Below are 25,292 nucleotides of genomic sequence, written 5' to 3' on the forward strand. Positions count from 1 at the left end.
TGCGGGGCTGACCGCCCCCCGGTCCCCGCCGACGCCCCCCGCCGGGGGGGGGGCCTTCGTCGTGCACGGGGCCGGTCAGGCACCGATCTTCTGCTTGACCTGGGCCAGGGAGGGGTTGGTCAGCGTCGAACCGTCGGGGAAGAGCACGGTCGGAACCGTCTGGTTTCCGCCATTCGCCTTCTCGACGAACGCTGCCGAATCCGGGTCGTGCTCGATGTTGACCTCGGTGTACGCGATGCCCTCGCGATCCATCTGGCCCTTGAGCCGGCGGCAGTAGCCGCACCACGTGGTGCTGTACATCGTCACAGTGCCCGGCATCTCGTCGGTGCTCCCTTGTCTCGTAGGTCCCGCTGGTGTGTCCCGCTGGGAAGTCTCGCCGTGAGGACGGGACGAGTACGTCCGCGTCCCGCATGGAGGGAACGTCCGGGACCCGACCACCATTCCCGGCCCCGGCCCCCACAGGGGGACGACGCCCGCCCCGCCGGTACGACAAACGGCGGCCCCTGTGGACAACGGCCTCGGCGGCCCCTCGCGACCTGGCAGCATGGCAGGGTGACAGCAGCAACGCATTCCACCCTCTTCCCACAGGTCCCCGACTCCCCGGACGCCGTGCTCGACGGGCTCGACCCCGAACAGCGCGAGGTCGCGACGGCCCTCGGCGGACCCGTGTGCGTGCTGGCCGGAGCCGGTACGGGCAAGACGCGGGCGATCACGCACCGCATCGCCTACGGAGTGCGTGCCGGGATCCTCCAGCCGACGACCGTGCTCGCCGTCACCTTCACCAACCGGGCGGCCGGGGAGATGCGGGGCAGGCTCCGCCAGCTCGGAGCGACCGGTGTCCAGGCCCGCACCTTCCACTCCGCCGCGCTGCGCCAGCTCCAGTACTTCTGGCCGAAAGCAGTCGGTGGGGAGCTCCCGCGCCTGGTGGAGCGCAAGGTCCAGCTGGTCGCCGAGGCCGCGGCCCGCTGCGGGATCCGGCTCGACCGCAACGAGCTCCGGGACGCGACCAGTGAGATCGAGTGGGCGAAGGTCACCCAGACCGTGCCCGCCGACTACCCGGCCGCCGTATCGAAGACCCAGCGGGACGCCCCGCGCGACCCGGCGGAGCTCTCGCAGATCTACGCGATGTACGAGCAGCTGAAGCGCGACCGGTCGGTGATCGACTTCGAGGACGTGCTGCTGCTGACCGTCGGCATCCTCCAGGACCGGCACGACATCGCCGATCATGTGCGCCGCCAGTACCAGCACTTCGTCGTCGACGAGTACCAGGACGTCAGCCCGCTCCAGCAGCGTCTCCTCGACCTCTGGCTGGGTGACCGGGACGATCTCTGCGTGGTCGGCGACGCCGGTCAGACGATCTACTCCTTCACCGGGGCCACCCCCGACCACCTTCTGAACTTCCGCACCCGCCATCCGGACGCGACGGTGGTCAAGCTGGTGCGGGACTACCGCTCCACCCCCCAGGTCGTCCACCTGGCCAACGGCCTGCTGAGCCAGGCCCGGGGCAAGGCGGCCGAGCACCGCCTGGAGCTGGTCTCGCAGCGTGACAAGGGCCCCGAGCCCGTCTACACCGAGTACACGGACGAGCCCGCGGAGGCCGAGGGCACCGCACGGCGGATCCGGGACCTGATCGCCGCCGGGGTTCCCGCCGGTGAGATCGCCGTGCTGTACCGGGTCAACTCCCAGTCCGAGGTCTACGAGCAGGCCCTCGCGGACGCGGGTGTGCCCTACCAGCTGCGCGGCGCCGAGCGCTTCTTCGACCGGCCAGAGGTGCGGGAGGCGGGCGTCGCCCTGCGCGGCGCCGCCCGCGCGGGGGGCAACGACTCGCTGCTCGACGGGGCCGACGACCTGCCCTCCGAGGTGCGGGCGGTGCTCTCCACCAAGGGGTGGACCTCCAAGCCGCCCGCCGGCTCGGGGGCGGTGCGGGACCGCTGGGAGTCCCTGGCCGCCCTGGTGCGACTGGCGGAGGACTTCGAACAGGCCAGGCCGGGAGCGACGCTCTCCGCTCTCGTGGCCGAGCTCGACGAGCGTGCCGCCGCCCAGCACGCACCCACGGTCCAGGGCGTCACCCTGGCCTCGCTGCACTCGGCGAAGGGCCTGGAGTGGGACGCCGCGTTCCTCGTCGGACTCACCGAGGGCATGATGCCGATCGCCTACGCCAAGACGGACGAACAGGTCGAGGAGGAGCGCAGGCTGCTGTACGTCGGTGTCACCCGGGCCCGCTTCCACCTCTCGCTGTCCTGGGCCCTGTCCCGGTCGCCCGGCGGGCGCGGGAACCGCAGGGCGACCCGCTTCCTCAACGGACTGCGGCCGGGCTCGGCGGCGCTCGGCCCACGGGGCGTAACCGGAGGCGGCGGAGGCATCGACCGGGGATCACGGGCGGGCGCGGTGGGCGTCGGCACGGAGAAGCCCGCACGGCCCGCGCGACGGGGCCCGGTGCGGTGCAGGGTCTGCGGCAGGACGCTCACCGAAGCCGGTGAGATGAAGCTGATGCGCTGCGAGGACTGCCCCTCGGACATGGACGAAGGGCTGTTCGAGCGGCTGCGCGAGTGGCGCGCGGACCGGGCGAAGGAGATCAGCCAGCCCGCCTACTGCGTCTTCACCGACAAGACGTTGATGGCGATCGCGGAAGCCGCGCCGGGCAGCGAGGGTGAGCTCGTCGTCATCGCCGGCGTCGGCAACCGGAAGCTGACCAGGTTCGGGGCCGACGTGCTGGACATCTGCGCAGGCCGGACGGTGCGTCAGGAGCAGGAGGAGGGCGACGGCGACGTGTGAGAAAAACTCGTCGAAAAAATAGTTTGCGCCCGCAGCAGTCGTCACCATAGGTTCTTAACCACGGGAACAGCGACTTCTTCTCTGAAGCCCTGAATCCGTGCTGTACTTATCCGAATACCGCAGGACCGGCCCCGGCCGGTCCCCCGAGACGCCGAGAGGAGGCGATTGTCGTGATCAGCATCATCAACACCATCAAAATGACCGATCCGTCGGTCGTCTCCACCTGCTCGCTCGGCCTCGCCCGCTCTTCGGAGCTCTCGCTTCGTGGCACCGGTGCGTCCGGCAGCTCCATGGTCAGCCCGCTGTCCCTGGCGAGCCTGCCCGTGCGAGAGCGCAATGAGCGACCGACCGAGGCACCGGAAGCAGCCGTAGTGAAGGGACAGGCCTCGGCCTATGCCTTTGCGGCAGCCGCAGCCGGTGCCGGAGCCAAGAAGCAGACGACGCAGCACCACCACACGATGTGGGCCTTCCGTGGGCCTGAACCCTGGAGTGATCCAGCCTGATGAGAATCAGGCCGGCGCCTTCAGGGCCGCGGAATCCCACTCGGGATCCGCGGCCCTTTTGTTTTGTCCGAACGGATGAGACGAGACGAAGGAGCCTCGGGACAGCAGGACCTGGTACCAGCCGCCAACCGGCCAGCAGGCCGGCACGACCAGACGAGGACAACGCCACCGTGCAACTCGAGACGCACGCCCCGTCCGTACCGCCTTCCGACACGATCTCCCCGCCCGGCCTCACGGAGGACTCCACCTTGACCCCCCTCACCACGCTCACCGCGCTCGACGACGCCATCGAGAACCTCGGCGTACCCGTCCCCTGCCGTTCCTACGACCCGGAGGTCTTCTTCGCGGAGTCGCCGGCCGATGTCGAGTACGCCAAGTCCCTCTGCCGGACCTGTCCGCTGGTCGAGGCCTGCCTCGCCGGTGCCAAGGAGCGGCGCGAGCCGTGGGGCGTCTGGGGCGGCGAGCTCTTCGTCCAGGGCGTCGTCGTGGCCCGCAAGCGTCCGCGTGGCCGTCCGCGCAAGAACCCGGTCGCAGCGTGACCGCCGGCCTGGGGGCCATGGCCCCCACACGAACGAAGCACATCGGAACCATCGACCGTCCCCGGACTCATGACCCCCGAAATCAGGCACCAATGACCACCACCACCGCCACCACGCGTGAGCCCGTCGGCTCCGCGACCCCGAACGTCACCATCATCGGCGCGAACGACTCGCGTCAGAACAGGACCCGCGAAATGCAACTCATCCCAGAAGCCCTGGCCCGTGCGCATATGCACGACCGCATGAGAGAGGCCGAGGAGGGACGACAGGCGGCACGCCTGGTGTCCGCCCGGCGGATGCAGCGCCGTGCGGAGCGTGCCTCGATGCGCGCCCGCCGCGCGCTCGCCATGGCCGTCATGCACTGAGGCACTGACAGCTCCATCAGCAGTACGGCTGCCGGGCGACCGCTCCGCCCCTCAGGCAGCCACCTCCCCATCCGCGGGGCCGGCCCGAACAGGCCGGCCCCGCGGTGCGTTGCGGTGGGCGCCGTCCGGCCCGCGGCGTTATCGTCGCGAGGTGGACGAGGAGACTCATCACCCCGGGGAGCAGGCCGTCGGCCATGTGGCGTGCGCCCGCTGCGGCACCACCGCGGAATCGGGCACCCCGCCTCCGACCTGGCTCTGCGCCATGGAGGACGGCAGGCGCCTGTACTTCTGCGACGACTGCGCCCGCCTGCACATCAGGGCGATCGAGAGCCGTCTGGACTCCGTCTGGTGGTGACCCGGGTTGCCCTTCACTGACCCCGGGTGGCCCCGGGCGGAAGGGGAGGTGGCCCTACACCTCGACTGCCGCACCCTCCTCGGCGCTGCCGGTGCCGCCGTCGGTCCCCTGCTCCGCGTCGGGCTCCTCTCCGCCCGCGAGGACGAACCCGGGGAGCCAGGACTCCAGTTCGTCCCGCAACCTGACGGTCGCTCCCAGCTGGCACAGCACTCCGATCGTGCTCAGCGTGACACGGTGTATCAGCAGGTACGACGGAGGCAGATTCAGCTGCTTGCCCAACTGGTGTGCCGGGGAGCGCGGATCGGCGATCCGGGCGGCCTGGCTGCGCAGCCAGGAGCGGCTGAAGGTGAACTCGTCGGCCTGCGCCGGCTCGATGATGGGGAGCAGGTAGTCGAGCACCGCGTCCGGTTCGAGGTCGACCGACTCCTTGACGAAGCCCGCCTCGCGAAGCATCGCGTAGACGGCCTCGGCGTCGCCGTCCAGGGTCATCCGCAGAGCGTCGCCGATGGTCTGCGGCAGGCCGCCCGGAAGCCGGTCCACCGTGCCGAAGTCCAGTACGCCCAGGCGCCACGGACCGGGGTCCCCGTCGGACGTGCCGGCGTCCCCGGCGGTCGCGCCTTCCGGGGGCAGCAGCCGGAAGTTGCCCGGATGGGGGTCCGCGTGCAGCAGGCCGGTGCGCGCGGGCCCGGAGAAGAGGAAGCGCGACAGGAGCTGGCCCGCCCGGTCCCGCTGTTCCGTCGTGCCGTCGGCGATCACCTGGGACAGAGGCATGCCGTCGATCCACTCCGTCACCAGCACCTGCTCGGACTGGTGCACCACTCCCGGGATCACCACGTCCGGGTCGTCCTCGAACTCCGCCGCGTGCTCCTGCTGGGAGCGGGCCTCGAGCTCGTAGTCCAGCTCCTCGGACACCCGGTCGCGCAGCTCCGTGATGAGTGGCTTGATGTCCATACCGGGAACCAACGGGCCGAGCAGCCGTGCGAAGCGGCTGAGCTGTGTGAGGTCCGACAGCAACGCCTCACCGGCGCCCGGATACTGCACCTTCACGGCGACAGCGCGTCCGTCGTGCCACACGGCACGGTGGACCTGCCCGATCGAGGCCGCGGCGGAGGGCCGGTCCTCGAACTCGGTGAACAGCTCCCGCCAGTCCTCTCCGAGCCGCTCCGCCAGCACCCCGTGGACGGTGCGGGTCGGCATGGGGGGCGCAGCCTCCTGGAGCTTGGTCAGCGCCGCCCGGTAGGGGCCCGCGACGTCCTCGGGAAGCGCGGACTCGAATACGGACAGCGCCTGACCGAGCTTCATCGCACCGCCCTTCAATTCGCCGAGCACCTTGAAGAGCTGATCCGCCGTGCGCTGCTGGACCTCACGGGCCACCAGCTCGGCGGACCTTCCGCCGATCCGCTTGCCCAGACCCCAAGTGGCACGGCCGGCGAAGCCGAGCGGCAGAGCTGCCAGCTTCGCGGTACGGGTGACCGCCTTCCGGGGAAGATCAGACATGTGCCCCTCCAGTTCCCAGACTGCCGTGACGCGTGAACTCCGGCTCCGCTCCGTCGGCGGTCACCCGGCCATTGTGTCCTGCGCGGCGCCGGCCGCGGAGGTGAGCTCCGCCTCAGTGTGCCCGGCGGCGCCGCAGGCGCAGTCGGGATGTGGCTCCAGTCGCTCCGACCGCCAGTCCAGCAGCGGCATGGCGGCCTCCCATCGTGCCCCGGTGGCGGCCGGGAGCTCGCCGTCGAGGAAGGACAGCGCATGGGCCGCGGCGAGGCCGGCCACCGATGCCGCCAGGCCCAGGTCACAGGCCTGCACGCACGAGCGTCGTCCGGACCTCCACTGTGCGAGCATCCGTGGCCACTGGGGATCCGCCTCCGCACGGCGCAGCGCCAGGCAGCCGGCGCAGCCGGTACCTCCGGGCAGCACCAGCGGGCCGACCACCCCGGTGGCTTCGATCACTCCCGCGTAGAGGTGCGGTGTGCCCGAAGAGATCCACGGCGCGGCGGTGTCCGGATCAGGGGCGTAGACCGAGAGGCCGTCCCTGGGTGCCACGACGATCAGGGACAGCGCGGGCGGGCCGGACGGCGGGGCCGCGTCCGTACGGTCCGGTCGTGGCGGGCCGCCGGCGGCGGACCTGCGCACCAGCTGCCGGGCCGCCGTGTCCCGGCGCTCGCCGACCGATGAAGCCGGGAGTCCGCCGGGAGCCACGTCCCAGGGTTCGGTGCGGCCCCCGTCGAGCACCTCGACATGCCCCACCCCCGATCCGGACAGCACCGCGGCGATGGCCGCGCCGACCCTGCCCGCCCCGCGCACCTGCACCCGCATCGCGCGTCGGGCCGCGAGTCTGCGCAGCGCGCTGCCCGGCGCCGGATGGACGACGGAGAGGGCCGCGGCGTCGGGCCGCTGCCGCTCGAGCGTCTCGGCCCGTCGCCGTAAGGCGTCCGCCTCCGGGCCGCCGGCATCCGGATCGTCCAGCAGGCCGGCTTCCATGAGGCGCGATACGAGAATGTCCACGTGACGGTCCGACAGATCCAGAGCGCGGGCCTCTTCCCGGAGCAGGGGAAGTCCGCGCGTTCCGTCGAGCAGTTCCAGAAAGCTGCCGGTCGCGATATCCATCGGCCCCAGCGTCACCGCGTGCGCGGGTGTCACACCGAATTGCACGGTGTTCCGTCCACGCCAGGCCCGGCGGAGTGCGGGCTTCAGCATCGGATGCATGACTTCTCCCAGGTCGGTGTCGGGATCCGTTGCCAGAATGCAACGTTGCGGCGGAACGGGCCGAAAGTTATCCACAGGCAGGGGCATTAGTCGTTCAAATGGTGCAAGCCGAGAAGTGGATCAACGTTGAACCGTCGAGGAGGCGCGACTTCCCCCGCCACCAGCGGGTAACGTCGTGGCGTGCCCGCCGACTCCTCTCCCGGTCTCGCCGGGGAGACCCCCGCGCGCAGCGCCGAACGCACGCAGCGCAGCGCAGCCATCCGTCAGCCCAGCGCGTCGGTGACGGGCGCGGTCGAGGTCCGCAGGAGCGCCCGGCGCAGCAGGACGGTGTCCGCGTACCGTGAGGGTGATCGCACCATCGTGCTCATCCCGGCCCGGATGTCGGAGGCCGAGGAGCAGCGCTGGGTCGGTGTGATGCTCGACAAGCTCGCCGCGCAGGAGAGCAAGCGTGTCATCGGTGACAGCGAGCTCGTGGACCGGGCGGAGAGGCTCTCCGGCCAGTATCTGGGGGGCCGGGCGCGGCCCGCCTCCGTGCGATGGGTGACCAACCAGAACACCCGTTGGGGCTCCTGCACCCCGGCCGAGGGCAGCATCCGGCTGTCGCACCGGCTGCAGGGCATGCCGGAGTACGTCGTGGACTACGTCCTTCTCCACGAGCTGGCGCATCTGCTGGTCCCGGGCCACGGACCCCGTTTCTGGCGACTGCTGGAGACGTACTCCCGCACCGAGCGCGCGCGTGGCTATCTCGAAGGGGTCGTGGCCGCCGAGCGGCTTCCGCACCTTCCGGGCGCTCGCGAAGAGTGACCTTGCCGATTCTGTACCGGGTCTGTACCGGCTTGGCTCATTGTCGTGGTTTGCGGTTAGCCTGACGCGAGCATTCACCTTCGGGATGGGGGACGGTCGTTACGCATGGCCAGGGAATTTCAACGCGGCCACAAGGCCAAGATCAGTGATCTCACGTCAGGGACGGATCTGTACGTAGGTGTGCAGATCGCAGGCCCCGGCCTGACGTTCGACATCAGCTGCTTCGGTCTCGACGCCAACGAGCAGCTCTCCGACGACCGGTATTTCATCTTCTTCAACCAGCCGAAATCGCCTGAGGAGTCCATTCAGCTTCTCGGTGCCCAGGCAGGTGACACCGAATCGTTCCGCGTCACCCTCGACCGCATTCCGGCGAACATCCACAAGCTGTCCTTCACCGCGACTCTCGACGGTGCCGGGCAGATGTCGCAGGTCGGTCCCGGATATATCCGGATCGTCGCGGGAGGCGAGGAGGTGGTGAAGTACGCCTTCACCGGTTCCGAGTTCACCACCGAGCGCGCGGTCATGCTCGGCGACTTCTATCTGAAGGACGTCTGGCGGTTCGCCGCGGTCGGCCAGGGCTTCGACGGCGGACTCGACGCACTGCTCAAGAACTTCGGCGGCGAGGTCGCCGAGGAGGCCCCCGCCGCGCCCGCGCAGGGTGCCGCCCCCTCGTTCGCGCCCCCCGCCCAGGCATCCGCGCCTCCTGCCTTCGGAGCTCCTGCCGCTCCCCAGCCGCCGCAGCCGGCACCTGTCTTCGGCGCTCCGCCGGCGCCGGCGCCGCAGCAGCCCATGCACGCCGCGCCGACCATCGCGGCACCCATGGCACCGGCGCCTCAGGCCCCCGCCCCGTACGGACAGCCGCCCCAGCAGCCGCAGTTCGGACAGGTCCCGGGGCAGGGCTCCGCGCCGATGGCCCCGCCTTTCGGCCAGCAGCCTCCGGCGGCCCCGCCTTTCGGCCAGCAACCTCCGCAGTTCGGCCAGCAGCCCCCGGGTATGCAGCCCGGCATGCCGCCCGGCGTCCCCCAGGGTGTCCCGGCGGGTGGCGCAGGCCTCCATGCCGCACTCCAGCCGTACAAGGAAGCGGCCACGGGACAGCGCTGGACCTCGCAGAACCAGCAGCTCATGCGTGTCGACCTCACGATGGGCGGTACGCCGGTGCTGGCCCGTCAGGGCAGCATGGTGATGTACCAGGGCAAGGTCGACTTCGGTTACAAGGGTGCCGGTTTCGCCGGCCGTATGGTCGGCAACGCCACCGGCCAGGAAATGCAGCTGATGCGCTGTACCGGCCGCGGCCAGGTCTTCCTCGCCGAGGAAGGGGCACATCTGCACCCCATCGAGCTGCAGGGCGACGGCATCTGCGTCTCCGCCGAGAGCGTCCTCGCGTTCGACGAGTCCTTGCAGTACGAGGTCCGGAGGATCGAGGGGCACGGCATCCCCGGCGGCGCTCTCTTCACCATGCAGTTCCAGGGCACCGGCACCGTCGTCGTGAAGACCCACGGCGTGCCGGTCGTCCTTCCGGTCACCCCGACCACCTTCGCCGACTGCAACGCCGTGGTGGCCTGGTCGGCCGCGTCCCAGGTGATCCTCTCCAGCCAGGTCCGGCTGCGCCGCAACGCGTACCCGGGGCACAGCGGGGAGACCGTGAACCTCCAGTTCCGGGGAGCGCCCGGGAACTTCATCGTCGTCCAGCCCTACGAGGTCTGAGGGAGCCCGTCATGAATCAGCAACTCGCGGGCTTCGCCCCGACCCCCGTCACGGCCCGTATGGAGAACCACGGCCGCACGATGCTCAAGGTCGCCATGGCCACCGGCCAGGACCTCTACGCGCGCACCGGCTCGATGGTGGCCTACGAGGGCTTCATCCAGTACGAACCCAACCCGCCCGCCGTCCGTCAGATCGCCTCCCAGTGGATCACCGGTGAGGGCGCCCCCCTCATGAAGTGCGCAGGCGACGGACTGCTCTACCTGGCCGACTACGGCGCCGACGTGGTGGTCATCAACCTCGCCAACGACTCGCTCTCGGTCAACGGCACCAACCTCCTGGCCTTCGACGGCCACCTCACCTGGGGTGTGGAGCGGGTCAAGGGGCTGGCCAAGTTCGCCGGCCAGGGCCTGTGGAACGTCCAGATCCAGGGCACGGGATGGGTCGCCATCACCTCGCGCGGCACGCCGATCGTCGTCGACTGCGGCCGGGGCGAGGACGAGACGTACGTCGACCCCGACGCCCTCGTCGCGTGGTCCCCGAACCTCAAGGTGAAGGGCAAGCGCAGCTTCAAGGCGAGCTCGCTCATCGGCCGGGGCAGCGGAGAGGCGTACCAGATGGCCTTCTCCGGGGAGGGCATCGTCGTCGTCCAGCCGAGCGAGGACAGTGCCGACCGCCTGCGGGTCCGGAACTGAGCGGGGGAGGAACACATCATGCAGAGTCCGCTTTTCAGCCACACCGAACAGCAGTCCCAGGACCGCTACACCGTCCAGAACCCGCAGCTCCTGCGGGTCTCGCTGACGGGCCACGACGACGTCCTCGCCCGAAAGGGCGCCATGGTCGCCTATCAGGGGCTGATGGAGTTCGACGGCGAGTACCAGTCGCAGGGCCAGCGCCGTGCCCGCAGGAACACGGGCGAAGGCCTCGACCTGATGCGCTGTTCCGGTCAGGGCACGGTCTACCTGGCCAACCTCGCCCAGTACATCCACGTGGTCGATGTCGACCACGAGGGCATGACGGTCGACAGTGCCTACGTTCTCGCGCTGGACTCCTCACTGCACACCGAGGTCATCGCGGTGGACAGCCAGTACGGGATCTCCGGCACCGGCAAGTACCAGCTCAACATCTCCGGGAACGGCAAGGTCGCCCTGATGACCTCCGGCCAGCCGCTGATGATGCAGGTCACCCCGGACAAGTACGTCAATGTGGACGCCGACGCGATCGTGGCCTGGTCCAGCGGGCTACGGGTCCAGATGCAGGCCCAGACCCACTCCTCGGGCGTCTTCCGGCGCCGTGGCAACACGGGGGAGGGCTGGGAGCTGAGTTTCCTGGGCCAGGGCTTCGCCCTCGTCCAGCCGAGTGAGGTGCTGCCTCCGCAGAACACCCAGATCGGTCAGGGGGCCGCGGCCCAGTTCGGCGTGGGCCAGCACGGCGCGCACGGCCAGAACCAGAACAACGCCTGGAACTGAGCCGCCACGCTCCGGCGGTCATCAGCGGTGAGGGGCGGTTCCCGCGGGAACCGCCCCTCACCGCTGTCTAGCGGCCGTGCCCCAGCCGTGCGCGGGTGCGCTCCAGCAGTCGGACGACCGAGGCGTCCGCCACCCCGGCCACCTCGTCGTACGGGAACCAGCGCAGATCGAGGGACTCGTCGCTGATCCGCTCCACCGCCCCGGCCGACGCCATCGCCGCGTACTGCACGTCGAGGTGCCAGTGACAGGGCCCCGGGATGGGATGCCGGTCCAGCCGCACCGGTCCGCCGGGCAGCAGGACGAGCCCGGTGATCCCCGACTCCTCCGTCGCCTCACGCCGGGCCGCCGCCGCCAGGGTGGTGTCCTGGGGCTCGCAGTGCCCGCCCATCTGCAGCCACATCCGCAGCTTCCTGTGCAGCGTCAGCAGGACCCTGCCGCGCTCCGGGTCGATCACCAGCGCGCTGGCCGTCAGGTGCCCGGCCCCGCACGCCTTCCACATGCCGTCGGGGTGCCCGGCCAGATGGTCCAGGTAGGTCCCGCGCAGCTCCTTCTGCTGTGGGTCCGGCTCGTCGTAGCCTTCGAGGACCGAAACAGCGTCGTCGTGCAGGCTCACTGACCTGTGTCGTCCTTGCCGTCGTTCTTGGGGCCGTCGCTCTTCGGGCCGTCGTCGGGCCCGCCGCTCTGGCCCTCGTCCCCGCTCTTGCCCTCGCCCTCGGCCCCCGGCTTCCGGGGTCCCTTTGCGGCCTCGCCGAGCATCTTGTCCAGCTCGGAGAAGTCCAGCTGCTCGTGGTGGACGAAGCCGTCGGGGTCGTCCAGGTCCTGGGCGGTCGGCAGCATGTCCGGGTGCTCCCACAGGCCGTCACGGCCGTCGACACCCCGGGCGTCCGTGAGCGAGGCCCAGAGCCGGGAGGCGTCCCGCAGCCTGCGCGGACGCAGCTGGAGCCCGATGAGCGTGGCGAAGGTCTGCTCGGCGGGACCGCCGGAGGCACGGCGCCTGCGCATGGTCTCGCGCAGCGCGTCCGCCGAGGTCAGCCGGGACTTCGCGGCCTCGTGCACCACGGCGTCCACCCAGCCCTCGACGAGGGCGAGGGCGGTCTCCAGACGTGCCAGCGACGCCTTCTGCTCCGGCGTGTCCTCGGGCTGGAACATGCCCTGCTGAAGCGCGTCCTGCAGCTGCTCGGGCTGCGACGGATCGAACTGACCGACGACGTCCTCGAGCTTGCTGGTGTCGACCTTGATGCCACGCGCATAGGCCTCGACCGCGCCGAACAGATGCGAGCGCAGCCACGGGACATGTGCGAAGAGCCGCTGGTGGGCCGCCTCGCGCAGCGCCAGGTAGAGCCGCACCTCGTCCTGCGGCACGCTCAGGTCCTTGCCGAACCGCTCGACGTTCAGAGGAAGCAGCGCGGCTTTGCCGGCGGGCGCCAGCGGGAGGCCGATGTCGGTCGAGCCGACGACCTCGCCGGCGAGCACGCCCACGGCCTGCCCGATCTGCTGGCCGAACATGGCGCCGCCCATCGACCGCATCATGCCGATCAGCGGGCCCGCCATGGCCTGCATCTCCTCGGGCAGGACGTCGCCCATGGCCAGGCCGACACGCTCGGCCACCGGGTCCACCAACTGCTGCCACGCGGGGAGCGAGGCCTCGACCCACTCGGCGCGGCTCCAGGCCACCGTCGAGACGGAACCCGAGGGCAGCGACGTCACGCCGTCCAGCCAGAGGTCGGCGAGACGCAGCGCCTCGTCGACGGAGGACCGCTCCGCAGGCCCGACACTCGCGTCCTTGCTGCCGTCCGTGGTGCCCTGCGACACCGTCTGGCGGGCGATCTGCTTGGCCATGTCCCAGTTGACCGGACCGCCCTCGTAGCTCAGCATCTGGCCGAGCTGCTGGAAGGCCGCACCCAGGTCGTTCGGGTTCATCGAGCCGAACATCGCGGCGAACGGGTTGTCCCCGCCCGCGCCGGGCCCGAAGGCGAACGGGTTCGCCGGCCCGCCCGAGCCCTGCCCACCACCGGTGGGGTCCTTCTTCTTGCCTTCGTCGCCGTCTTCCGGCTCCTCCGGCGGAAGGCCGAATCCGAATGGGGTGTCACTCACGGGTTTCCTCGGCTCGTAGGGCCGCCGGCTCGAACCGACGGCGACTGCCCGACATCACCATCCAGCGTAGACACCAAAGGCCGCTCGGGGCCTCAGTGCTCCGCCGGCTCCCGGCCTGCGGCAGGATGGACGCCACCTGGTACGTACGCGTCATTCGGGTACGTACTGAAGACAACCGCTGGAGACGCCCGGTGAGTTCCCCAGATCCGCAGGTTCGCGCAGCGCGAAACCTGGCCGACCCCTCGCCCGAAAGCAAGCCCACGAAAAATCTCTCCCGAAGCCGCGGCCCCGTGGTCGCGGTCACAGGTGCCGCGACCGGTATCGGTGAGCTGCTCACCGCACACCTCGCCGCATCGGACGCGATCAAGCAGGTCATCGCCATCGACGAGCGCCGGGGAGACGTCTCCGAGGCGACGTGGCACATCCTCGACGTGCGGGACCCCGCCATCGCGGAGAAACTGCGCGGCGCGGACGTCGTCGTGCACATGGCGCTCGATCTCGACCTGGAGACCGACCCCGCCGCCCGTACCGCGTACAACGTGCGCGGTACCCAGACCGTGCTGACGGCGGCGGCGGCCGTGGGCGTCCACCGGGTCGTGCTGTGCACCTCGGCGATGGTCTACGGCGCTCTGCCCGACAACGACATCCCCCTGTCCGAGGACGCCGAGCTGCGGGCCACGGCGGAGGCCACCGGGGTCGGCGACCTGCTGGAGATCGAGAGGCTCGGCCGCCGGGCCCCCCGCGCCCACCCCGGTCTCGACGTCACCGTGGTGCGCCCCACGGTCCTGGTCGGCGGCACGGACACGGCGCTCACCCGGTACTTCGAGTCCCCCAGGCTCCTGGTCGTCGCCGGGTCGCGGCCTGCCTGGCAGTTCTGTCACGTGGACGACCTGGTGAGCGCCCTGGAGTACGCGGCTCTCGAGAAGATCGACGGTGAGTTCGCGGTGGGCTGCGACGGCTGGCTCGAACAGGAGGAGGTGGAGGAGCTCTCCGGGGTGCGGCGCATGGAGCTGCCTTCCGCCGTCGCCCTCGGCGCCGCCGCCCGGCTGCACCGGATCGGTCTCACACCGTCGCCCGCGGGCGACCTCGCCTACACCATGCACCCCTGGGTGGTCAGCGTGAGCCGGCTGCACGACGCGGGATGGCGCCCCCGTTGGACCAACGAGGAGGTCCTGGCAGCGCTCCTGGAAGAGGTGGAGGGCCGCCACACGGTCGCCGGACGGCGGCTCGGCCGCAAGGACGCCACCGCGGCGGGCGCGGCGGGTGCGACCGTCGCACTCCTCGGCACGGCGGCGCTCGTCCGGCGGGCCCGCAAGGCACGCCGCCGTTTCTAGGCCGGCGTCGGACGGCGGCGCGCGGACGGCGGGCGGCTGGCGGCCCGCGGACAGCGGTCCGTCGACGTCGGACAGCGGCCCGCAGACCTGCCCGGGGGCGCGCCCCGGGGCGGGCACCGCGGACGTGCCTGGTAGGAGGCTCCAAGCGGGCCGGCACGCCACCGGTCGAAAGCGCTATTCCGCGATGCCGGTGCCGTGCGGCACGATGGCCCCATGGCACGCACCCACGACCACCCCGGCGAGCAGGCTGCCCAGGACCCCATCCGGCTCCTGGACATCCGCGACACACCGCTCTCCGTCGACGAGATCTTCCGCGCGGTGGGGGACGAGGCCGCGGGAGGCATGGCGCTCTTCGTCGGCACGGTGCGCAACCACGACGACGGACAGGACGTCGGCTCCCTCGGATACTCCTGCCATCCGACGGCCGCCGACGAGCTCCGCAGGGTTGCCGAGAAGGTGACGGCGGAGTTCCCGGTGCGGGCGCTGGCCGCCGTCCACCGGGTGGGTGAACTGGAGGTCGGCGATCTGGCCGTGGTCGTCGCCGTGTCCTGCGCCCATCGGGGTGAGGCCTTCGACGCCTGCCGCAAGCTGATCGACGACCTCAAGCACGAGGTCCCGATCTGGAAGCACCAGCGTTTCTCCGACGGCACGGAGGAGTGGGTCGGCGCCTGCTGAGCGCAAACCGCCCCGGGGGCATCAGCCCCGATTTGCGTAACCGCACCCCTGCCGTGAGCGTTGGTCCTGCAGCTGGCTAATCTTCTGATCGTCAGTTGCGGTCGCTCATGGGGTAGGGAGGTCGTGATGGCAGCACTCGCTTGGCTGTTGATTCCACTTATAGCTGCTCTTGGCGCAGCGATATGGGGAGGGTGGGCAGCCCGCAATCGAACGACCGGCGATGTCACCGAGCTCGCCGGCTACGCCAGGTTCCGTGAAGCGATGGAGAAGTCGCACTCCGGTTCCGAGGCGGTCTGAGACTCCGCGACCGTACGCGGTTGCCAATTCCGCATCGCTCCGCCGGGCGCATCCCGCGTTGAGCGAACCCGCGACGCCCCTCCGCCCGGCAGCCGGGCCCACTGGGCCGTCCGCCCCGTACGGACCGGCCCCGACGGTGCACTGACAGGCCGTTCCCGTACTGTCGTTCCATGCCACGCCGCACCGCGACGATGCTCGCCTCCACGCTCATCCTGATCGCGCTGCTCTGCGCGGGTGTGCTGATCCGCGTGCCGTACTCGGAGATGTCTCCCGGTCCGACCGTCAACACGCTCGGCGACGCGCGAGGCGAGCCGGTGCTGCACATCAGCGGGCACAAGACGTACCCGACATCCGGGAACCTCAACATGACCACGGTGCGGGTCACCGGCGCGGACTACGACATGAACATCGTCGAGGCCGTCTACGGCTGGCTGGCCCACGACAGCGTGGTCGTACCGCACGACACCCTCTACCCGGACGGCAAGACCGAGGAGGAGTCGACGCAGGAGAACGCCGAGGAGTTCAGCCTGTCCCAGGAGAGCGCCAAGGTCGCCGCCCTGGAGGAGCTGAAGATCCCCGTCACCTCCCGTGTGGTCGTCTCCACCGTCGTGAAGGACAGCGCCGCCGAGGGTGTGCTGCACGCGGGCGATGTGATCAAGGCCGTCGACGGCACGGCGGTCGAGCAGCCGGAGGACGTCGCGAAGCTCGTCACGAAGCACGAGCCCGGCGAGGACGTCGTCTTCACGGTCGTCCCCGCCAAGACGGCGGCCGCGGCCGAGAAGGCGGGCAAGGAGCCCAAGGGCTCCAAGAACATCACCCTCACCACGCGGAAGGCGCCCGAGGACCCCTCGAACCCCTCGGAGGAGGACCGGGCGATCGTCGGGATCCAGGCAGGGACGGACCACACGTTCCCGTTCGAGATCGACATCAAGCTCGCCGACGTCGGCGGCCCGAGCGCCGGCCTGATGTTCTCGCTGGGCATCATCGACAAGCTGACGCCCGGAAAGCTGACGGGCGGCAAGTTCATCGCGGGCACAGGCACCATCGACGACGAGGGCAAGGTCGGCCCGATCGGCGGCATCAACATGAAGCTGGTCGGCGCGCGCGAGGCGGGCGCCAGGTACTTCCTGACCCCGGACGACAACTGCGCCGCCGCGGCGTCCGACACCCCGGGCGGCCTCACCCTGGTGAGGGTGAAGACCCTCGACGACGCCAAGAAGGCCCTGGAGAAGATCCGCACGGGGGACACGGCCGGCCTGCCGAGCTGCTCGACGGGCTGAGGCCGGCCCCCGCCGGAGGGGTCAGGACTCGAAGGTGGCGGCGAGCGCCTCGGCCAGCCCCGGGACCAGCCCCGCACCGGTCAGGACCTCGGTCGGGGAGTCCTTCTCCCGCAGGCGCACGGCGGAGTCCCGGGCCCCGTCCCGCAGCACCGCCACCGTCATCCGGACCTCCTGCCTGTCCGGGTGCTCGGAGACCCACTTGGTCAGCTGGGCGTCGGTCAGGCCGTCCGGTACGGAAGCCTCCGCGGAAGGCGGCAGCATCATCCGTTCCACGGTCATGGCGCAGCCGACCACGGCGTCGGGCCACGCGATCGTGGCGAGGAACTCGTCCAGCGCGGTGCCGGCAGGAAGCTCCTCCTGCTCGACAGGGGTGAGGGCGGCGGTCTTGGACGGGGTGTCGTCGAGCCCGAGCTGGGCGGCGAGGCCCGGCTCGTGGGCACGCAGCCGGGCTGTGTCGACCAGGGCGAAGAGCCGGGCCGGCTGGTCCCAGCCGAGACCTGCTGCATAGGCGTCGATCTCGAGGACGGCGACGGTGAGTGGGCTGGCGGCCATCGGAGGGCCTGAGGGAGAAACGTTGGGCATGCCCAACATCCTGCCTCCTTCGGCCCCGGGAACGGGAACTAGGTAAAGCCTCAGTAAGTTGCATAGGTGGGCTCTACGATCGCTGGGCCTGCTTCACACGACCGCGAACTTCGAGGTGCGCACGTTGGCTTTCCAGATGCCGGACCGCGGCGGAGGCCCGACCGGGCCACGGATCAGAGTCGGCCGCCCGTCCCGGCGCGTCCGGACCCTGCTCATGACATTGGGTGTCCTGGCGGTCCTCGCCATGGCCTTCGTCATGTTCGCCGGGTTCTGGACGGACTGGCTCTGGTACAGGTCGGTCGCGTTTTCCTCCGTCTTCACCACCACTCTGTGGACCAAGATCGGGCTGTTCCTCGTCTTCGGACTGCTGATGGCCGTGGCCATCGGTGTGAACATCTGGCTGGCGCACCGGCTCCGGCCGCCGCTGAGCGCGATGTCGCTGGAGCAGCAGAGCCTGGACCGCTACAGGATGAGCGTCGCCCCGTACAAGAAGTGGGTGCTGCTCGCGGTCACCGCCCTCGTCGGGCTGATCGCCGGCGCCTCCGCGTCGGGCCAGTGGCGCACCTGGCTGATGTACGTCAACGGCGTGTCGTTCGGGCAGAAGGACCCCCAGTTCAAGCTGGACGTCTCCTTCTACGCCTTCGACCTGCCGTGGTATCGCTTCCTGCTCGGGTTCGGCTTCGCCGCCGTGGTGCTGTCGCTGATCGCGGCGGCGGTGACCCACTACCTCTACGGCGGGCTGCGGGTCACCAGCCCCGGCGCGCGGGCCACGGGTGCGGCCACGGGCCATCTCTCCGTGCTGCTCGGCGTCTTCGTGGCGCTGAAGGCCGTGGCGTACTGGCTCGACCGGTACGGCCTGGCCGTGAAGTCCAGTGACTTCAAGGCCACGGACAACTGGACGGGCCTGCGGTACGTCGACGCCAACGCCTATCTGCCGGCGAAGACGATCCTGTTCTGCATCGCCGTGATCTGTGCCGTGCTCTTCTTCGCGACGCTGTGGCGGCGCACCTGGCAGCTGCCGGTGATCGGCTTCGGCCTGATGGTGCTGTCGGCGATCCTGATCGGCGGCCTCTATCCGGCGATCGTGCAGAAGTTCCAGGTCCAGCCCAACGAGCAGGCCAAGGAAGCGCCGTTCATCCGGAAGAACATCGACGCGACACGTGATGCCTACGACATCGACGACGCGCAGGTGGACGACTACTCCGGCAAGAGCACGACGACGGACGAAGCCAAGCTCCGGGCATCCGCGGGCGAGGCCGCGAGCTACCGGGTGATGGACCCGAACGTCGTCTCCCCGGCCTTCCAGCAGCTCCAGCAGCGGAGGAACTACTACCAGTTCCCCAGGACGCTGGACGTGGACCGCTACAAGGGTGAGGACGGCAAGGAGCAGGACACCGTCATCGGCCTGCGCGAGCTCAACCTCGACGGCCTTCCCAAGCGGAACTGGATCAACGACCACTTCACGTACACCCACGGCTACGGCGCCATCGCGGCCCGGGGCACCACGACGGGCACCAACCCGGCGGGTTCCCCGGACTTCACGGAGTCCGGCCTGCCGACCACCGGCGAGCTGGGGGAGTACGAGCAGCGGATCTACTACGGCGAGAAGACCGAGCAGTACTCCATCGTCGGCGGGCCCCAGAAGGAGCTCGACTACGAGGAGGACGGCGAGAAGACCACCAGCTACAAGGGCGACAGCGGGGTCAGTCTCTCCAACGCCTTCAACCGCGCCGCCTACGCGGTGTCCATGAGTGAGCCGCAGATCCTGTACTCCGGGGCCATCGGCGAGGGATCGCGCATCCTGTACAACCGGACACCCAAGGAGCGTGTCGAGGCGGTCGCCCCCTGGCTGACCATCGACGGCGACGCCTATCCGGCGGTCGTCGGAAAGCGCATCCAGTGGGTCGTCGACGCGTACACCACGACCAACGGCTATCCGTACGCCTCGCGTACGACGCTCGGTGACACCACGGCCGACTCGCTGACGACCAACCAGCGCGCCGTCGTCGCCCAGCAGAACCAGGTCAACTACATCCGCAACTCGGTGAAGGCCACCGTCGACGCGTACACCGGCAAGGTCACGCTCTACGAGTGGGACACCGAGGACCCGGTGCTCAAGACGTGGCGCAAGGCCTTCCCCGGGACCGTGAAGTCCCGGGGCGACATCCCGCAGGACCTGATGGACCACCTGCGGTACCCGCAGGACCTGTTCAAGGTCCAGCGGGAGCTCCTCACGCGCTACCACGTCGAGGATCCCGCGCAGTTCTACAGCGGCAGTGACGCCTGGCAGGTGCCGGACGACCCCACCAACAAGGAGCCCGGGGCCGTCCCGCCGTACTACCTGAGCATGAAGATGCCGGGCCAGGACACGCAGAAGTTCTCGCTGACCACGACGTTCACCCCGAGAGGACGGCCCAACCTCGGGGCGTTCATGGCGGTGGACGCGGACGCGGCCGGCAAGGACTACGGCACGATAAGACTGCTGAGAGTCACCACCACCGTGAAGGGCCCCGGCCAGGTACAGAGCGAGCTCAACGGCAACGACGACGTCGCCGAGTTCGTGAGAAACCTCAAGGGCACCGACTCGGACATCGAGTACGGCAACCTGCTGACGGTGCCGCTCGACGGGGGCTTCCTCTACATCGAACCGGTCTACACGCGCGGTGGCACGCAGAACTATCCGCTGCTGCGCAAGGTGGCCGCCTCGTACGGGTCGAAGATCGTCTTCGAGAACAGTCTCGGGGAGGCGCTCAACGCGGTCTTCGGGGTCGAGGGTTCCGACCCGACCACGCCACCGACGGAGCCACCGGGTGACACCACGGAGCCGCCGGCCACCGGGGACGCGGCTCTGAAGAAGGCGATCGCGGACGCCCAGAAGGCGTACACGGACGGCGAGGCCGCTCTCAAGGAGCAGGACTGGGAGGCCTACGGCAAGGCCCAGGCGGACCTGCAGGACGCCCTTGAGCGGGCCGCCGCGGCCCAGCCCAAGTCCGGGGGCACCTCGGGGACCGAGGGCGCCGAGAAGCCCGCGGGCGACGATCAGGGCAGCTGAGAAAGGTCCACCCCGCGTCGTGGTACGGTTTGAACACAACGACGCGGGGTGGAGCAGCTCGGTAGCTCGCTGGGCTCATAACCCAGAGGTCGCAGGTTCAAATCCTGTCCCCGCTACTGAAAGGTGAAGGCCCGGATCCTTTGGGATCCGGGCCTTCGTCGTGCCATGACGCGTTTTTTCAAGTTGTCCGAGTGAAGTGCGGTTCGCGGGGCACGCGTTGGGCTCAGTCGTGTTTGACTTGTCTCTCTGTGGGCATGTCGACAAAACGCTGAAGTGACCTCACTGGCCGCGGTATACCAGGTGTACGCGGGTTACAGGTGGTGCGACGATGGTATTTATGGGGGACAGGGCAACTCTGTTGGAGACAGGGCGGTTTGTGCAGCGACGCGGCCGGACGACGGAAAACGTGGCAGATGCGGCCTTCGCCGCTGCCCGGGCCGGGACCGCTGACACCGCCGACGGTGTTCGTGAGGCCACCCCCGTCACCGCGGAACTCGCCGAAGCGACCGACGGCGTCGAGGCCGTCGACTCCATCCCGGGGAGGGGCACCGCCGAGAACACCGACGCCACCGACAGCACGGACCACGCCGACGAGACCGAGGCCGGCCACCGGCGCGCCGCGGAGGCCGGTGACACGGCGTCGATGAGCGTTCTGGGCGCGCTCCTGCTGCGCCGCGGGGACCTGGACGGCGCCGAGACCTATCTGCGCGCCGCCACGGCCGAGGGGGACCGTGCCGCCGCGAACAACCTCGGTGTGCTTCTCCATCAGAGGGGATACGCGGACGAGGCGGCCGGGTGGTGGCGCATCGCCGCCGTCGCCGGCTCCGCCGCCGCCGCGCACGCCCTCGGGCGCCACTTCCGCGAGCGCGGGGACGAGCCCGGCGCCGAGTACTGGCTGTGCCAGTCCGCCGAGCAGGGCCACGCGCTGGGCGCGTACGCCCTGGCCGATCTGCTGGAGCACCGCGGTGACGCGGGCGCCGAGCGCTGGCTCCGCGCGGCCGCGGAACAGGGGCACCGGGAGGCGGCGTACCGCCTGGCGCGGACGATCGAGCGCAACGCGGTCGGCGACGCGCACGACGCCTTCGGCATGGGCCGCGTCGTGGGCGAAGGCCGCCGGGTGCTGGACACCGGTACGTCCGCGAAGCGCGACAGCCCCGTCGCCGGCCCCGATTCCGGACGGGTCGGCGAGGCCGAGCAGTGGTACCGCCAGGCCGCCGCGCGCGGTCACCGCCGCGCCGCCCTGCATCTCGGCGCGATCCTCGAACAGCGCGGAGAGCTGAAGGAGGCCGGCCGCTGGTACCTCACCGCGGCCAAGGACGGCGAAGCCCGCGCGGCCTGCGCCCTCGGCTTCCTGCTGCGCGACGCCGGTGACGAGGAGAGCGCGGCCGTCTGGTGGCTTCGCGCCGCCCAGGACGGCGACGGCAATGCCGCCAACGCTCTCGGCGCGCTGCACGCAGCCAGGGGCGAGCAGCAGACCGCCGAGCGGTGGTACCGCGCCGCGATGGACGCCGGGGACGTCAACGGCGCGTACAACCTCGGCCTGCTCTGCGCCGCCCAGGACCGGATCCCCCAGGCCGAGCAGTGGTACCGCCGGGCCGCCTACGCGGGGCACCGCGAGGCGGCGAACGCGCTGGCCGTGCTGCTGCTCCAGGCGGGGGACGCGACGGGGGCCGAGCCCTGGTTCTCCAAGGCGGCCGAGGCGGGGAGCGTGGACGCCGCCTTCAATCTCGGCATCCTGCACGCCGGGCGGGACGAGGACCGGACGGCGCTCGGCTGGTACCAGCGGGCGGCGGCGGCCGGGCACACCGATGCCGCGCTCCAGGTCGGCATGGCCCTGCTGAGGGACGGCGAGGAGCAGGAGGCCGAGCGCCATCTCCGGTGCGCCGCCGGCGGCGGCAGTGCGGAGGCCGCCTTCCGGCTGGCCGGCGTCCTCGACCTGCGCCAGCCCGCCCCCGGTCCGCCCGCGCTGGGAGAGCCGATGCCGGAGAGGACCGAGTGCGAGGAGTGGTACGAGAGGGCGGCCGAGCAGGGCCACCGCCGCGCGCAGGTCAGGGCGGGGATGCTCGCGGCCGCGCGGGGCGACATGGCGAGCGCCGCCCGCTGGTACCGCGAGGCAGCCGAGTCCGGCAGCCGCAACGGGGCCTTCAACCTCGGCCTGCTGCTCGCCCGTGAGGGCAGCGAGCGCGAGGCCGCCCTGTGGTGGAGTCGCGCGGCCAACGACGGTCACGGCCGGGCGGCGCTGCGCCTCGCGCTGCTCGCGGCGCGGCGGGGCGAGCTCGCCGAGGGGCAGCGCTGGTGCGCCCGGGCAGTCGAGCTGGGGCCGGCGGAGGTGACGGAGCGGGCCGCGCGGCTGCTGGAGGCGCTGCACCAGGAGCTGACCGCGTGACGACCGGCCGCCGGACCGCGCACAGGCGTCCGGGGAACGAATTTGCTCCGGCCGGTGAGAGTGCCGTACTGTTGCACTCACAACGACGCGGGGTGGAGCAGCTCGGTAGCTCGCTGGGCTCATAACCCAGAGGTCGCAGGTTCAAATCCTGTCCCCGCTACTGAAAGACAGAGGCCCGGATCCTTCCAAGGATCCGGGCCTCTGTCGTATGCCCCCGCAAAGAGCGCCCGTCGGGACGGGCGGGCGGCCGGAGCGCCCTCAGGCCGTGGCGGCGCAGTTCGGGCAGATGCCCCGGTAGGTCACCTCGACGTTCGAGACGGTGAAGCCGAAACGCTCGTCGGCCGGCAGGTCCGCCAGGGGGTTGCCCGACGGGTGCACGTCCCGGATCGCTCCGCAGCGCGCGCACACCAGGTGGTGGTGGGGCCGGTGGGCGTTGGGGTCGTAGCGCTTCGCGCGGCGGTCGGTGGAGACCTCGATGACCTCTCCGAGGGACACCATCTCGCCGAGGGTGTTGTACACGGTGGCGCGGGAGATCTCGGGGAGCCGCTCGACGGCCCTGGCGTGGACCTCGTCCGCCGTCAGGTGCACATGGTCCCCCTCGAGAACCTCGGCCACCACGCGCCGCTGTGCCGTCATGCGCCAGCCGCGTCCACGAAGTCGTTCCAGGAGGTCACTCATGGGGTCAGCCTAACAGTGGATCGGCCGAGTCCCGAGTAGGTGTGACTTTAGATGCTTGATTGACTTGGACAAAGTCCAATGTAGGATCGGTGATGAATTGGCCAAGGACAGGCTGCGGCCGTAAACAGCCTGCACAGGGCGCGACGCCGTGCAGGACATGACGCAGGAGGCGCGCGTGACTCAGGGACCGCTCACGACGGAGGCCGGCGCTCCGGTGGCCGACAACCAGAACAGCGAGACCGCCGGCCCGGGCGGACCGGTCCTCGTCCAGGACCAGGCGCTTCTCGAGAAGCTCGCCCACTTCAACCGCGAACGCATCCCGGAGCGCGTCGTGCACGCCCGCGGTGCGGGCGCGTACGGCACCTTCACGCTGACCCGGGACGTCTCGCGGTGGACCCGGGCGAACTTCCTGTCGGAGGTCGGCAAGCAGACCGAGACCTTCCTGCGCTTCTCCACCGTGGCGGGCAACCTCGGCTCCGCCGACGCGGCCAGGGACCCCCGCGGCTGGGCGCTGAAGTTCTACACCGAAGAGGGCAACTACGACCTCGTCGGCAACAACACCCCGGTGTTCTTCATCAGGGACGCCATCAAGTTCCCCGACTTCATCCACACCCAGAAGCGCGACCCGTACACCGGCTCGCAGGAGGCGGACAACGTCTGGGACTTCTGGGGGCTGTCGCCCGAGTCCACCCACCAGGTGACCTGGCTGTTCGGTGACCGAGGCATCCCGGCCTCGTACCGCCACATGGACGGCTTCGGCTCGCACACGTTCCAGTGGAACAACGAGGCCGGCGAGGTCTTCTGGGTCAAGTACCACTTCAAGACCGACCAGGGCATCGAGAACCTCACCACCGAGGAGGCCGTGCGCCTGTCCGGGGTGGACCCGGACAGCCACCAGCGCGACCTGCGCGAGTCCATCGAGCGCGGCGACTTCCCGTCCTGGACGGTGCAGGTCCAGATCATGCCGGCGGCGGAGGCGGCCACGTACCGCTTCAACCCGTTCGACCTGACCAAGGTCTGGCCGCACGCCGACTACCCGCCGGTCGAGATCGGCAGGCTGGAGCTCAACCGCAACCCCGAGAACGTCTTCGCCGAGGTCGAGCAGTCGATCTTCAGCCCGGCGCACTTCGTGCCCGGCATCGGCCCGTCCCCGGACAAGATGCTCCAGGGCCGTCTGTTCGCGTACGGAGACGCGCACCGCTACCGCGTCGGCATCAACGCCGACCACCTGCCGGTGAACCGTCCGCACGCCACGGAAGCACGCACCAACAGCCGTGACGGCCACCTGTACGACGGCCGCCACAAGGGCACGAAGAACTACGAGCCGAACAGCTTCGGCGGTCCAGCGCAGACGGACCGTCCGCTCTGGCAGCCCGTTCCCGTCGCGGGCGTCGCGGGCAACCACGAGACGCCGTCCCACGCCGAGGACGACGACTTCGTGCAGGCCGGCAACCTCTACCGGCTGATGTCGGAGGACGAGAAGGCCCGGCTGACCGGCAATCTCGCCGGATTCATCGCCAAGGTCTCGCGCGAGGACATCGCCGAGCGGGCGATCGCCAACTTCCGTCAGGCCGACGGAGACTTCGGCAAGCGGCTGGAAGTCGCGGTCCAGGCCCTGCGCGGCTAGAACGGGCGCTTGCCGTCGGAGGCGGGCCGGATTCCCCTGGACGGTCAGGGGGGGTCGGCCCGCAGGTGTGTGC

General features: G+C 70.4%; 22 protein-coding genes and 2 tRNA genes. 17 read left to right on the top strand and 7 right to left on the bottom strand.

What is annotated here, in order from left to right; all coding sequences use genetic code 11:
- Positions 1-75 precede the first annotated feature (75 nt).
- Positions 76-318, bottom strand: coding sequence for a mycoredoxin (locus ACFUNE_RS06530; RefSeq protein WP_014154194.1), 243 nt, complete (start codon positions 316-318; stop codon positions 76-78).
- A gap of 234 nt (positions 319-552) precedes the next feature.
- Here ACFUNE_RS06530 and ACFUNE_RS06535 point away from each other — a divergent pair, with 234 nt between their 5' ends.
- The 5 genes from ACFUNE_RS06535 to ACFUNE_RS06555 all read left to right on the top strand — a co-directional run bounded on the left by ACFUNE_RS06535 (position 553) and on the right by ACFUNE_RS06555 (position 4,537).
- Positions 553-2,775 (top strand): ATP-dependent DNA helicase UvrD2, encoded by a 2,223-nt coding sequence (locus tag ACFUNE_RS06535; protein WP_383563100.1) that lies wholly within the window; start codon positions 553-555, stop codon positions 2,773-2,775.
- A gap of 170 nt (positions 2,776-2,945) precedes the next feature.
- Entirely contained in the window at positions 2,946-3,278 is a 333-nt protein-coding gene (locus ACFUNE_RS06540) for a hypothetical protein (protein WP_383563102.1), read from the top strand.
- Positions 3,279-3,448: 170 nt separating this feature from the next.
- The gene (locus ACFUNE_RS06545) at positions 3,449-3,817 is read left to right on the top strand and encodes a WhiB family transcriptional regulator (protein WP_383563105.1); all 369 of its coding nucleotides are present in this window, start codon (positions 3,449-3,451) and stop codon (positions 3,815-3,817) included.
- The gene (locus tag ACFUNE_RS06550; protein WP_383563108.1) at positions 3,814-4,182 is read left to right on the top strand and encodes a hypothetical protein; all 369 of its coding nucleotides are present in this window, start codon (positions 3,814-3,816) and stop codon (positions 4,180-4,182) included. Before ACFUNE_RS06545 ends, ACFUNE_RS06550 begins: the two co-directional genes overlap by 4 nt.
- Positions 4,183-4,333: 151 nt before the next feature.
- On the top strand, positions 4,334-4,537 hold the full coding sequence (locus tag ACFUNE_RS06555) for a hypothetical protein (RefSeq protein ID WP_383563110.1): 204 nt from the start codon (positions 4,334-4,336) through the stop codon (positions 4,535-4,537).
- 54 nt (positions 4,538-4,591) lie between these two features.
- Here the strand turns inward: ACFUNE_RS06555 and ACFUNE_RS06560 are convergent, their stop codons facing one another.
- Complete coding sequence (locus ACFUNE_RS06560; protein WP_383563113.1) at positions 4,592-6,034, bottom strand: ABC1 kinase family protein; 1,443 nt, start codon at positions 6,032-6,034, stop codon at positions 4,592-4,594.
- A 60-nt stretch (positions 6,035-6,094) separates the two neighbouring features.
- Positions 6,095-7,240, bottom strand: a complete 1,146-nt coding sequence (locus tag ACFUNE_RS06565) for a TOMM precursor leader peptide-binding protein (RefSeq protein ID WP_383563115.1) — start codon at positions 7,238-7,240, stop codon at positions 6,095-6,097.
- 180 nt (positions 7,241-7,420) lie between these two features.
- On the opposite strand from ACFUNE_RS06565, the gene ACFUNE_RS06570 reads away from it, so the two are divergent.
- The 4 genes from ACFUNE_RS06570 (at position 7,421) to ACFUNE_RS06585 (ending at position 11,214) form a co-directional block, all read left to right on the top strand.
- Positions 7,421-8,044, top strand: a complete 624-nt coding sequence (locus ACFUNE_RS06570) for a M48 family metallopeptidase (protein WP_383563118.1) — start codon at positions 7,421-7,423, stop codon at positions 8,042-8,044.
- 105 nt (positions 8,045-8,149) lie between these two features.
- A complete protein-coding gene (locus ACFUNE_RS06575) occupies positions 8,150-9,748 on the top strand; it encodes a TerD family protein (RefSeq protein WP_383563121.1) in 1,599 nt (532 codons plus the stop codon).
- Positions 9,749-9,759: 11 nt separating this feature from the next.
- Positions 9,760-10,440, top strand: a complete 681-nt coding sequence (locus tag ACFUNE_RS06580) for an AIM24 family protein (RefSeq protein WP_383563124.1) — start codon at positions 9,760-9,762, stop codon at positions 10,438-10,440.
- An 18-nt stretch (positions 10,441-10,458) separates the two neighbouring features.
- The gene (locus tag ACFUNE_RS06585; protein WP_383563126.1) at positions 10,459-11,214 is read left to right on the top strand and encodes an AIM24 family protein; all 756 of its coding nucleotides are present in this window, start codon (positions 10,459-10,461) and stop codon (positions 11,212-11,214) included.
- A 67-nt stretch (positions 11,215-11,281) separates the two neighbouring features.
- Here ACFUNE_RS06585 and ACFUNE_RS06590 read toward each other — a convergent pair whose 3' ends face one another.
- Together ACFUNE_RS06590 and ACFUNE_RS06595 are read right to left on the bottom strand one after the other, a co-directional pair.
- Positions 11,282-11,827, bottom strand: a complete 546-nt coding sequence (locus ACFUNE_RS06590) for an NUDIX hydrolase (RefSeq protein ID WP_383563129.1) — start codon at positions 11,825-11,827, stop codon at positions 11,282-11,284.
- Positions 11,824-13,308: a zinc-dependent metalloprotease gene (locus ACFUNE_RS06595; protein ID WP_383563132.1), complete on the bottom strand. Its 1,485-nt coding sequence runs from the start codon at positions 13,306-13,308 to the stop codon at positions 11,824-11,826. Before ACFUNE_RS06595 ends, ACFUNE_RS06590 begins: the two co-directional genes overlap by 4 nt.
- A 191-nt stretch (positions 13,309-13,499) precedes the next feature.
- On the opposite strand from ACFUNE_RS06595, the gene ACFUNE_RS06600 reads away from it, so the two are divergent.
- From ACFUNE_RS06600 to ACFUNE_RS06610, 3 genes are all read left to right on the top strand, one after another.
- On the top strand, positions 13,500-14,642 hold the full coding sequence (locus ACFUNE_RS06600) for an SDR family oxidoreductase (RefSeq protein WP_383563135.1): 1,143 nt from the start codon (positions 13,500-13,502) through the stop codon (positions 14,640-14,642).
- 213 nt (positions 14,643-14,855) lie between these two features.
- Entirely contained in the window at positions 14,856-15,317 is a 462-nt protein-coding gene (locus ACFUNE_RS06605; RefSeq protein ID WP_383563138.1) for a molybdenum cofactor biosynthesis protein MoaE, read from the top strand.
- Between the two features lie 467 nt (positions 15,318-15,784).
- On the top strand, positions 15,785-16,894 hold the full coding sequence (locus tag ACFUNE_RS06610) for a PDZ domain-containing protein (RefSeq protein WP_383563141.1): 1,110 nt from the start codon (positions 15,785-15,787) through the stop codon (positions 16,892-16,894).
- A gap of 21 nt (positions 16,895-16,915) precedes the next feature.
- On the opposite strand, the gene ACFUNE_RS06615 is transcribed toward ACFUNE_RS06610, so the two are convergent.
- Positions 16,916-17,485, bottom strand: coding sequence for a PPA1309 family protein (locus tag ACFUNE_RS06615; protein WP_383563143.1), 570 nt, complete (start codon positions 17,483-17,485; stop codon positions 16,916-16,918).
- Positions 17,486-17,612: 127 nt separating this feature from the next.
- Between ACFUNE_RS06615 and ACFUNE_RS06620 the strand changes: the two genes are divergently transcribed.
- From ACFUNE_RS06620 to ACFUNE_RS06635, 4 genes are all read left to right on the top strand, one after another.
- Positions 17,613-20,528: a UPF0182 family protein gene (locus ACFUNE_RS06620; protein WP_383564137.1), complete on the top strand. Its 2,916-nt coding sequence runs from the start codon at positions 17,613-17,615 to the stop codon at positions 20,526-20,528.
- 42 nt (positions 20,529-20,570) lie between these two features.
- Positions 20,571-20,644 (top strand) — tRNA-Met (locus ACFUNE_RS06625).
- 212 nt (positions 20,645-20,856) lie between these two features.
- Entirely contained in the window at positions 20,857-22,914 is a 2,058-nt protein-coding gene (locus ACFUNE_RS06630) for a tetratricopeptide repeat protein (RefSeq protein ID WP_383563145.1), read from the top strand.
- 86 nt (positions 22,915-23,000) lie between these two features.
- A tRNA-Met gene (locus tag ACFUNE_RS06635) sits at positions 23,001-23,074 on the top strand.
- Between the two features lie 98 nt (positions 23,075-23,172).
- Here ACFUNE_RS06635 and ACFUNE_RS06640 read toward each other — a convergent pair.
- Positions 23,173-23,592 (bottom strand): Fur family transcriptional regulator, encoded by a 420-nt coding sequence (locus ACFUNE_RS06640; RefSeq protein WP_383563148.1) that lies wholly within the window; start codon positions 23,590-23,592, stop codon positions 23,173-23,175.
- Between the two features lie 175 nt (positions 23,593-23,767).
- Here ACFUNE_RS06640 and ACFUNE_RS06645 point away from each other — a divergent pair, with 175 nt between their 5' ends.
- Complete coding sequence (locus ACFUNE_RS06645) at positions 23,768-25,219, top strand: catalase (protein WP_383563151.1); 1,452 nt, start codon at positions 23,768-23,770, stop codon at positions 25,217-25,219.
- Positions 25,220-25,292 lie beyond the last annotated feature (73 nt).

The organism is Streptomyces sp. NPDC057287 (assembly GCF_042667905.1).
GTDB lineage: Bacteria > Actinomycetota > Actinomycetes > Streptomycetales > Streptomycetaceae > Streptomyces.

What these genes read in the sequence shown, in the direction of transcription:
- ACFUNE_RS06580 (WP_383563124.1), top strand. Translation starts at nt 9,760, where the DNA reads ATGAATCAGCAACTCGCGGGCTTCGCCCCGACCCCCGTCACGGCCCGT.
- ACFUNE_RS06560 (WP_383563113.1), bottom strand. Translation starts at nt 6,034, where the DNA reads ATGTCTGATCTTCCCCGGAAGGCGGTCACCCGTACCGCGAAGCTGGCA.
- ACFUNE_RS06620 (WP_383564137.1), top strand. Translation starts at nt 17,613, where the DNA reads ATGCCGGACCGCGGCGGAGGCCCGACCGGGCCACGGATCAGAGTCGGC.
- ACFUNE_RS06615 (WP_383563143.1), bottom strand. Translation starts at nt 17,485, where the DNA reads ATGTTGGGCATGCCCAACGTTTCTCCCTCAGGCCCTCCGATGGCCGCC.
- ACFUNE_RS06565 (WP_383563115.1), bottom strand. Translation starts at nt 7,240, where the DNA reads ATGCATCCGATGCTGAAGCCCGCACTCCGCCGGGCCTGGCGTGGACGG.
- ACFUNE_RS06585 (WP_383563126.1), top strand. Translation starts at nt 10,459, where the DNA reads ATGCAGAGTCCGCTTTTCAGCCACACCGAACAGCAGTCCCAGGACCGC.
- ACFUNE_RS06605 (WP_383563138.1), top strand. Translation starts at nt 14,856, where the DNA reads ATGGCACGCACCCACGACCACCCCGGCGAGCAGGCTGCCCAGGACCCC.
- ACFUNE_RS06610 (WP_383563141.1), top strand. Translation starts at nt 15,785, where the DNA reads ATGCCACGCCGCACCGCGACGATGCTCGCCTCCACGCTCATCCTGATC.
- ACFUNE_RS06575 (WP_383563121.1), top strand. Translation starts at nt 8,150, where the DNA reads ATGGCCAGGGAATTTCAACGCGGCCACAAGGCCAAGATCAGTGATCTC.
- ACFUNE_RS06530 (WP_014154194.1), bottom strand. Translation starts at nt 318, where the DNA reads ATGCCGGGCACTGTGACGATGTACAGCACCACGTGGTGCGGCTACTGC.
- ACFUNE_RS06630 (WP_383563145.1), top strand. Translation starts at nt 20,857, where the DNA reads ATGGTATTTATGGGGGACAGGGCAACTCTGTTGGAGACAGGGCGGTTT.
- ACFUNE_RS06640 (WP_383563148.1), bottom strand. Translation starts at nt 23,592, where the DNA reads ATGAGTGACCTCCTGGAACGACTTCGTGGACGCGGCTGGCGCATGACG.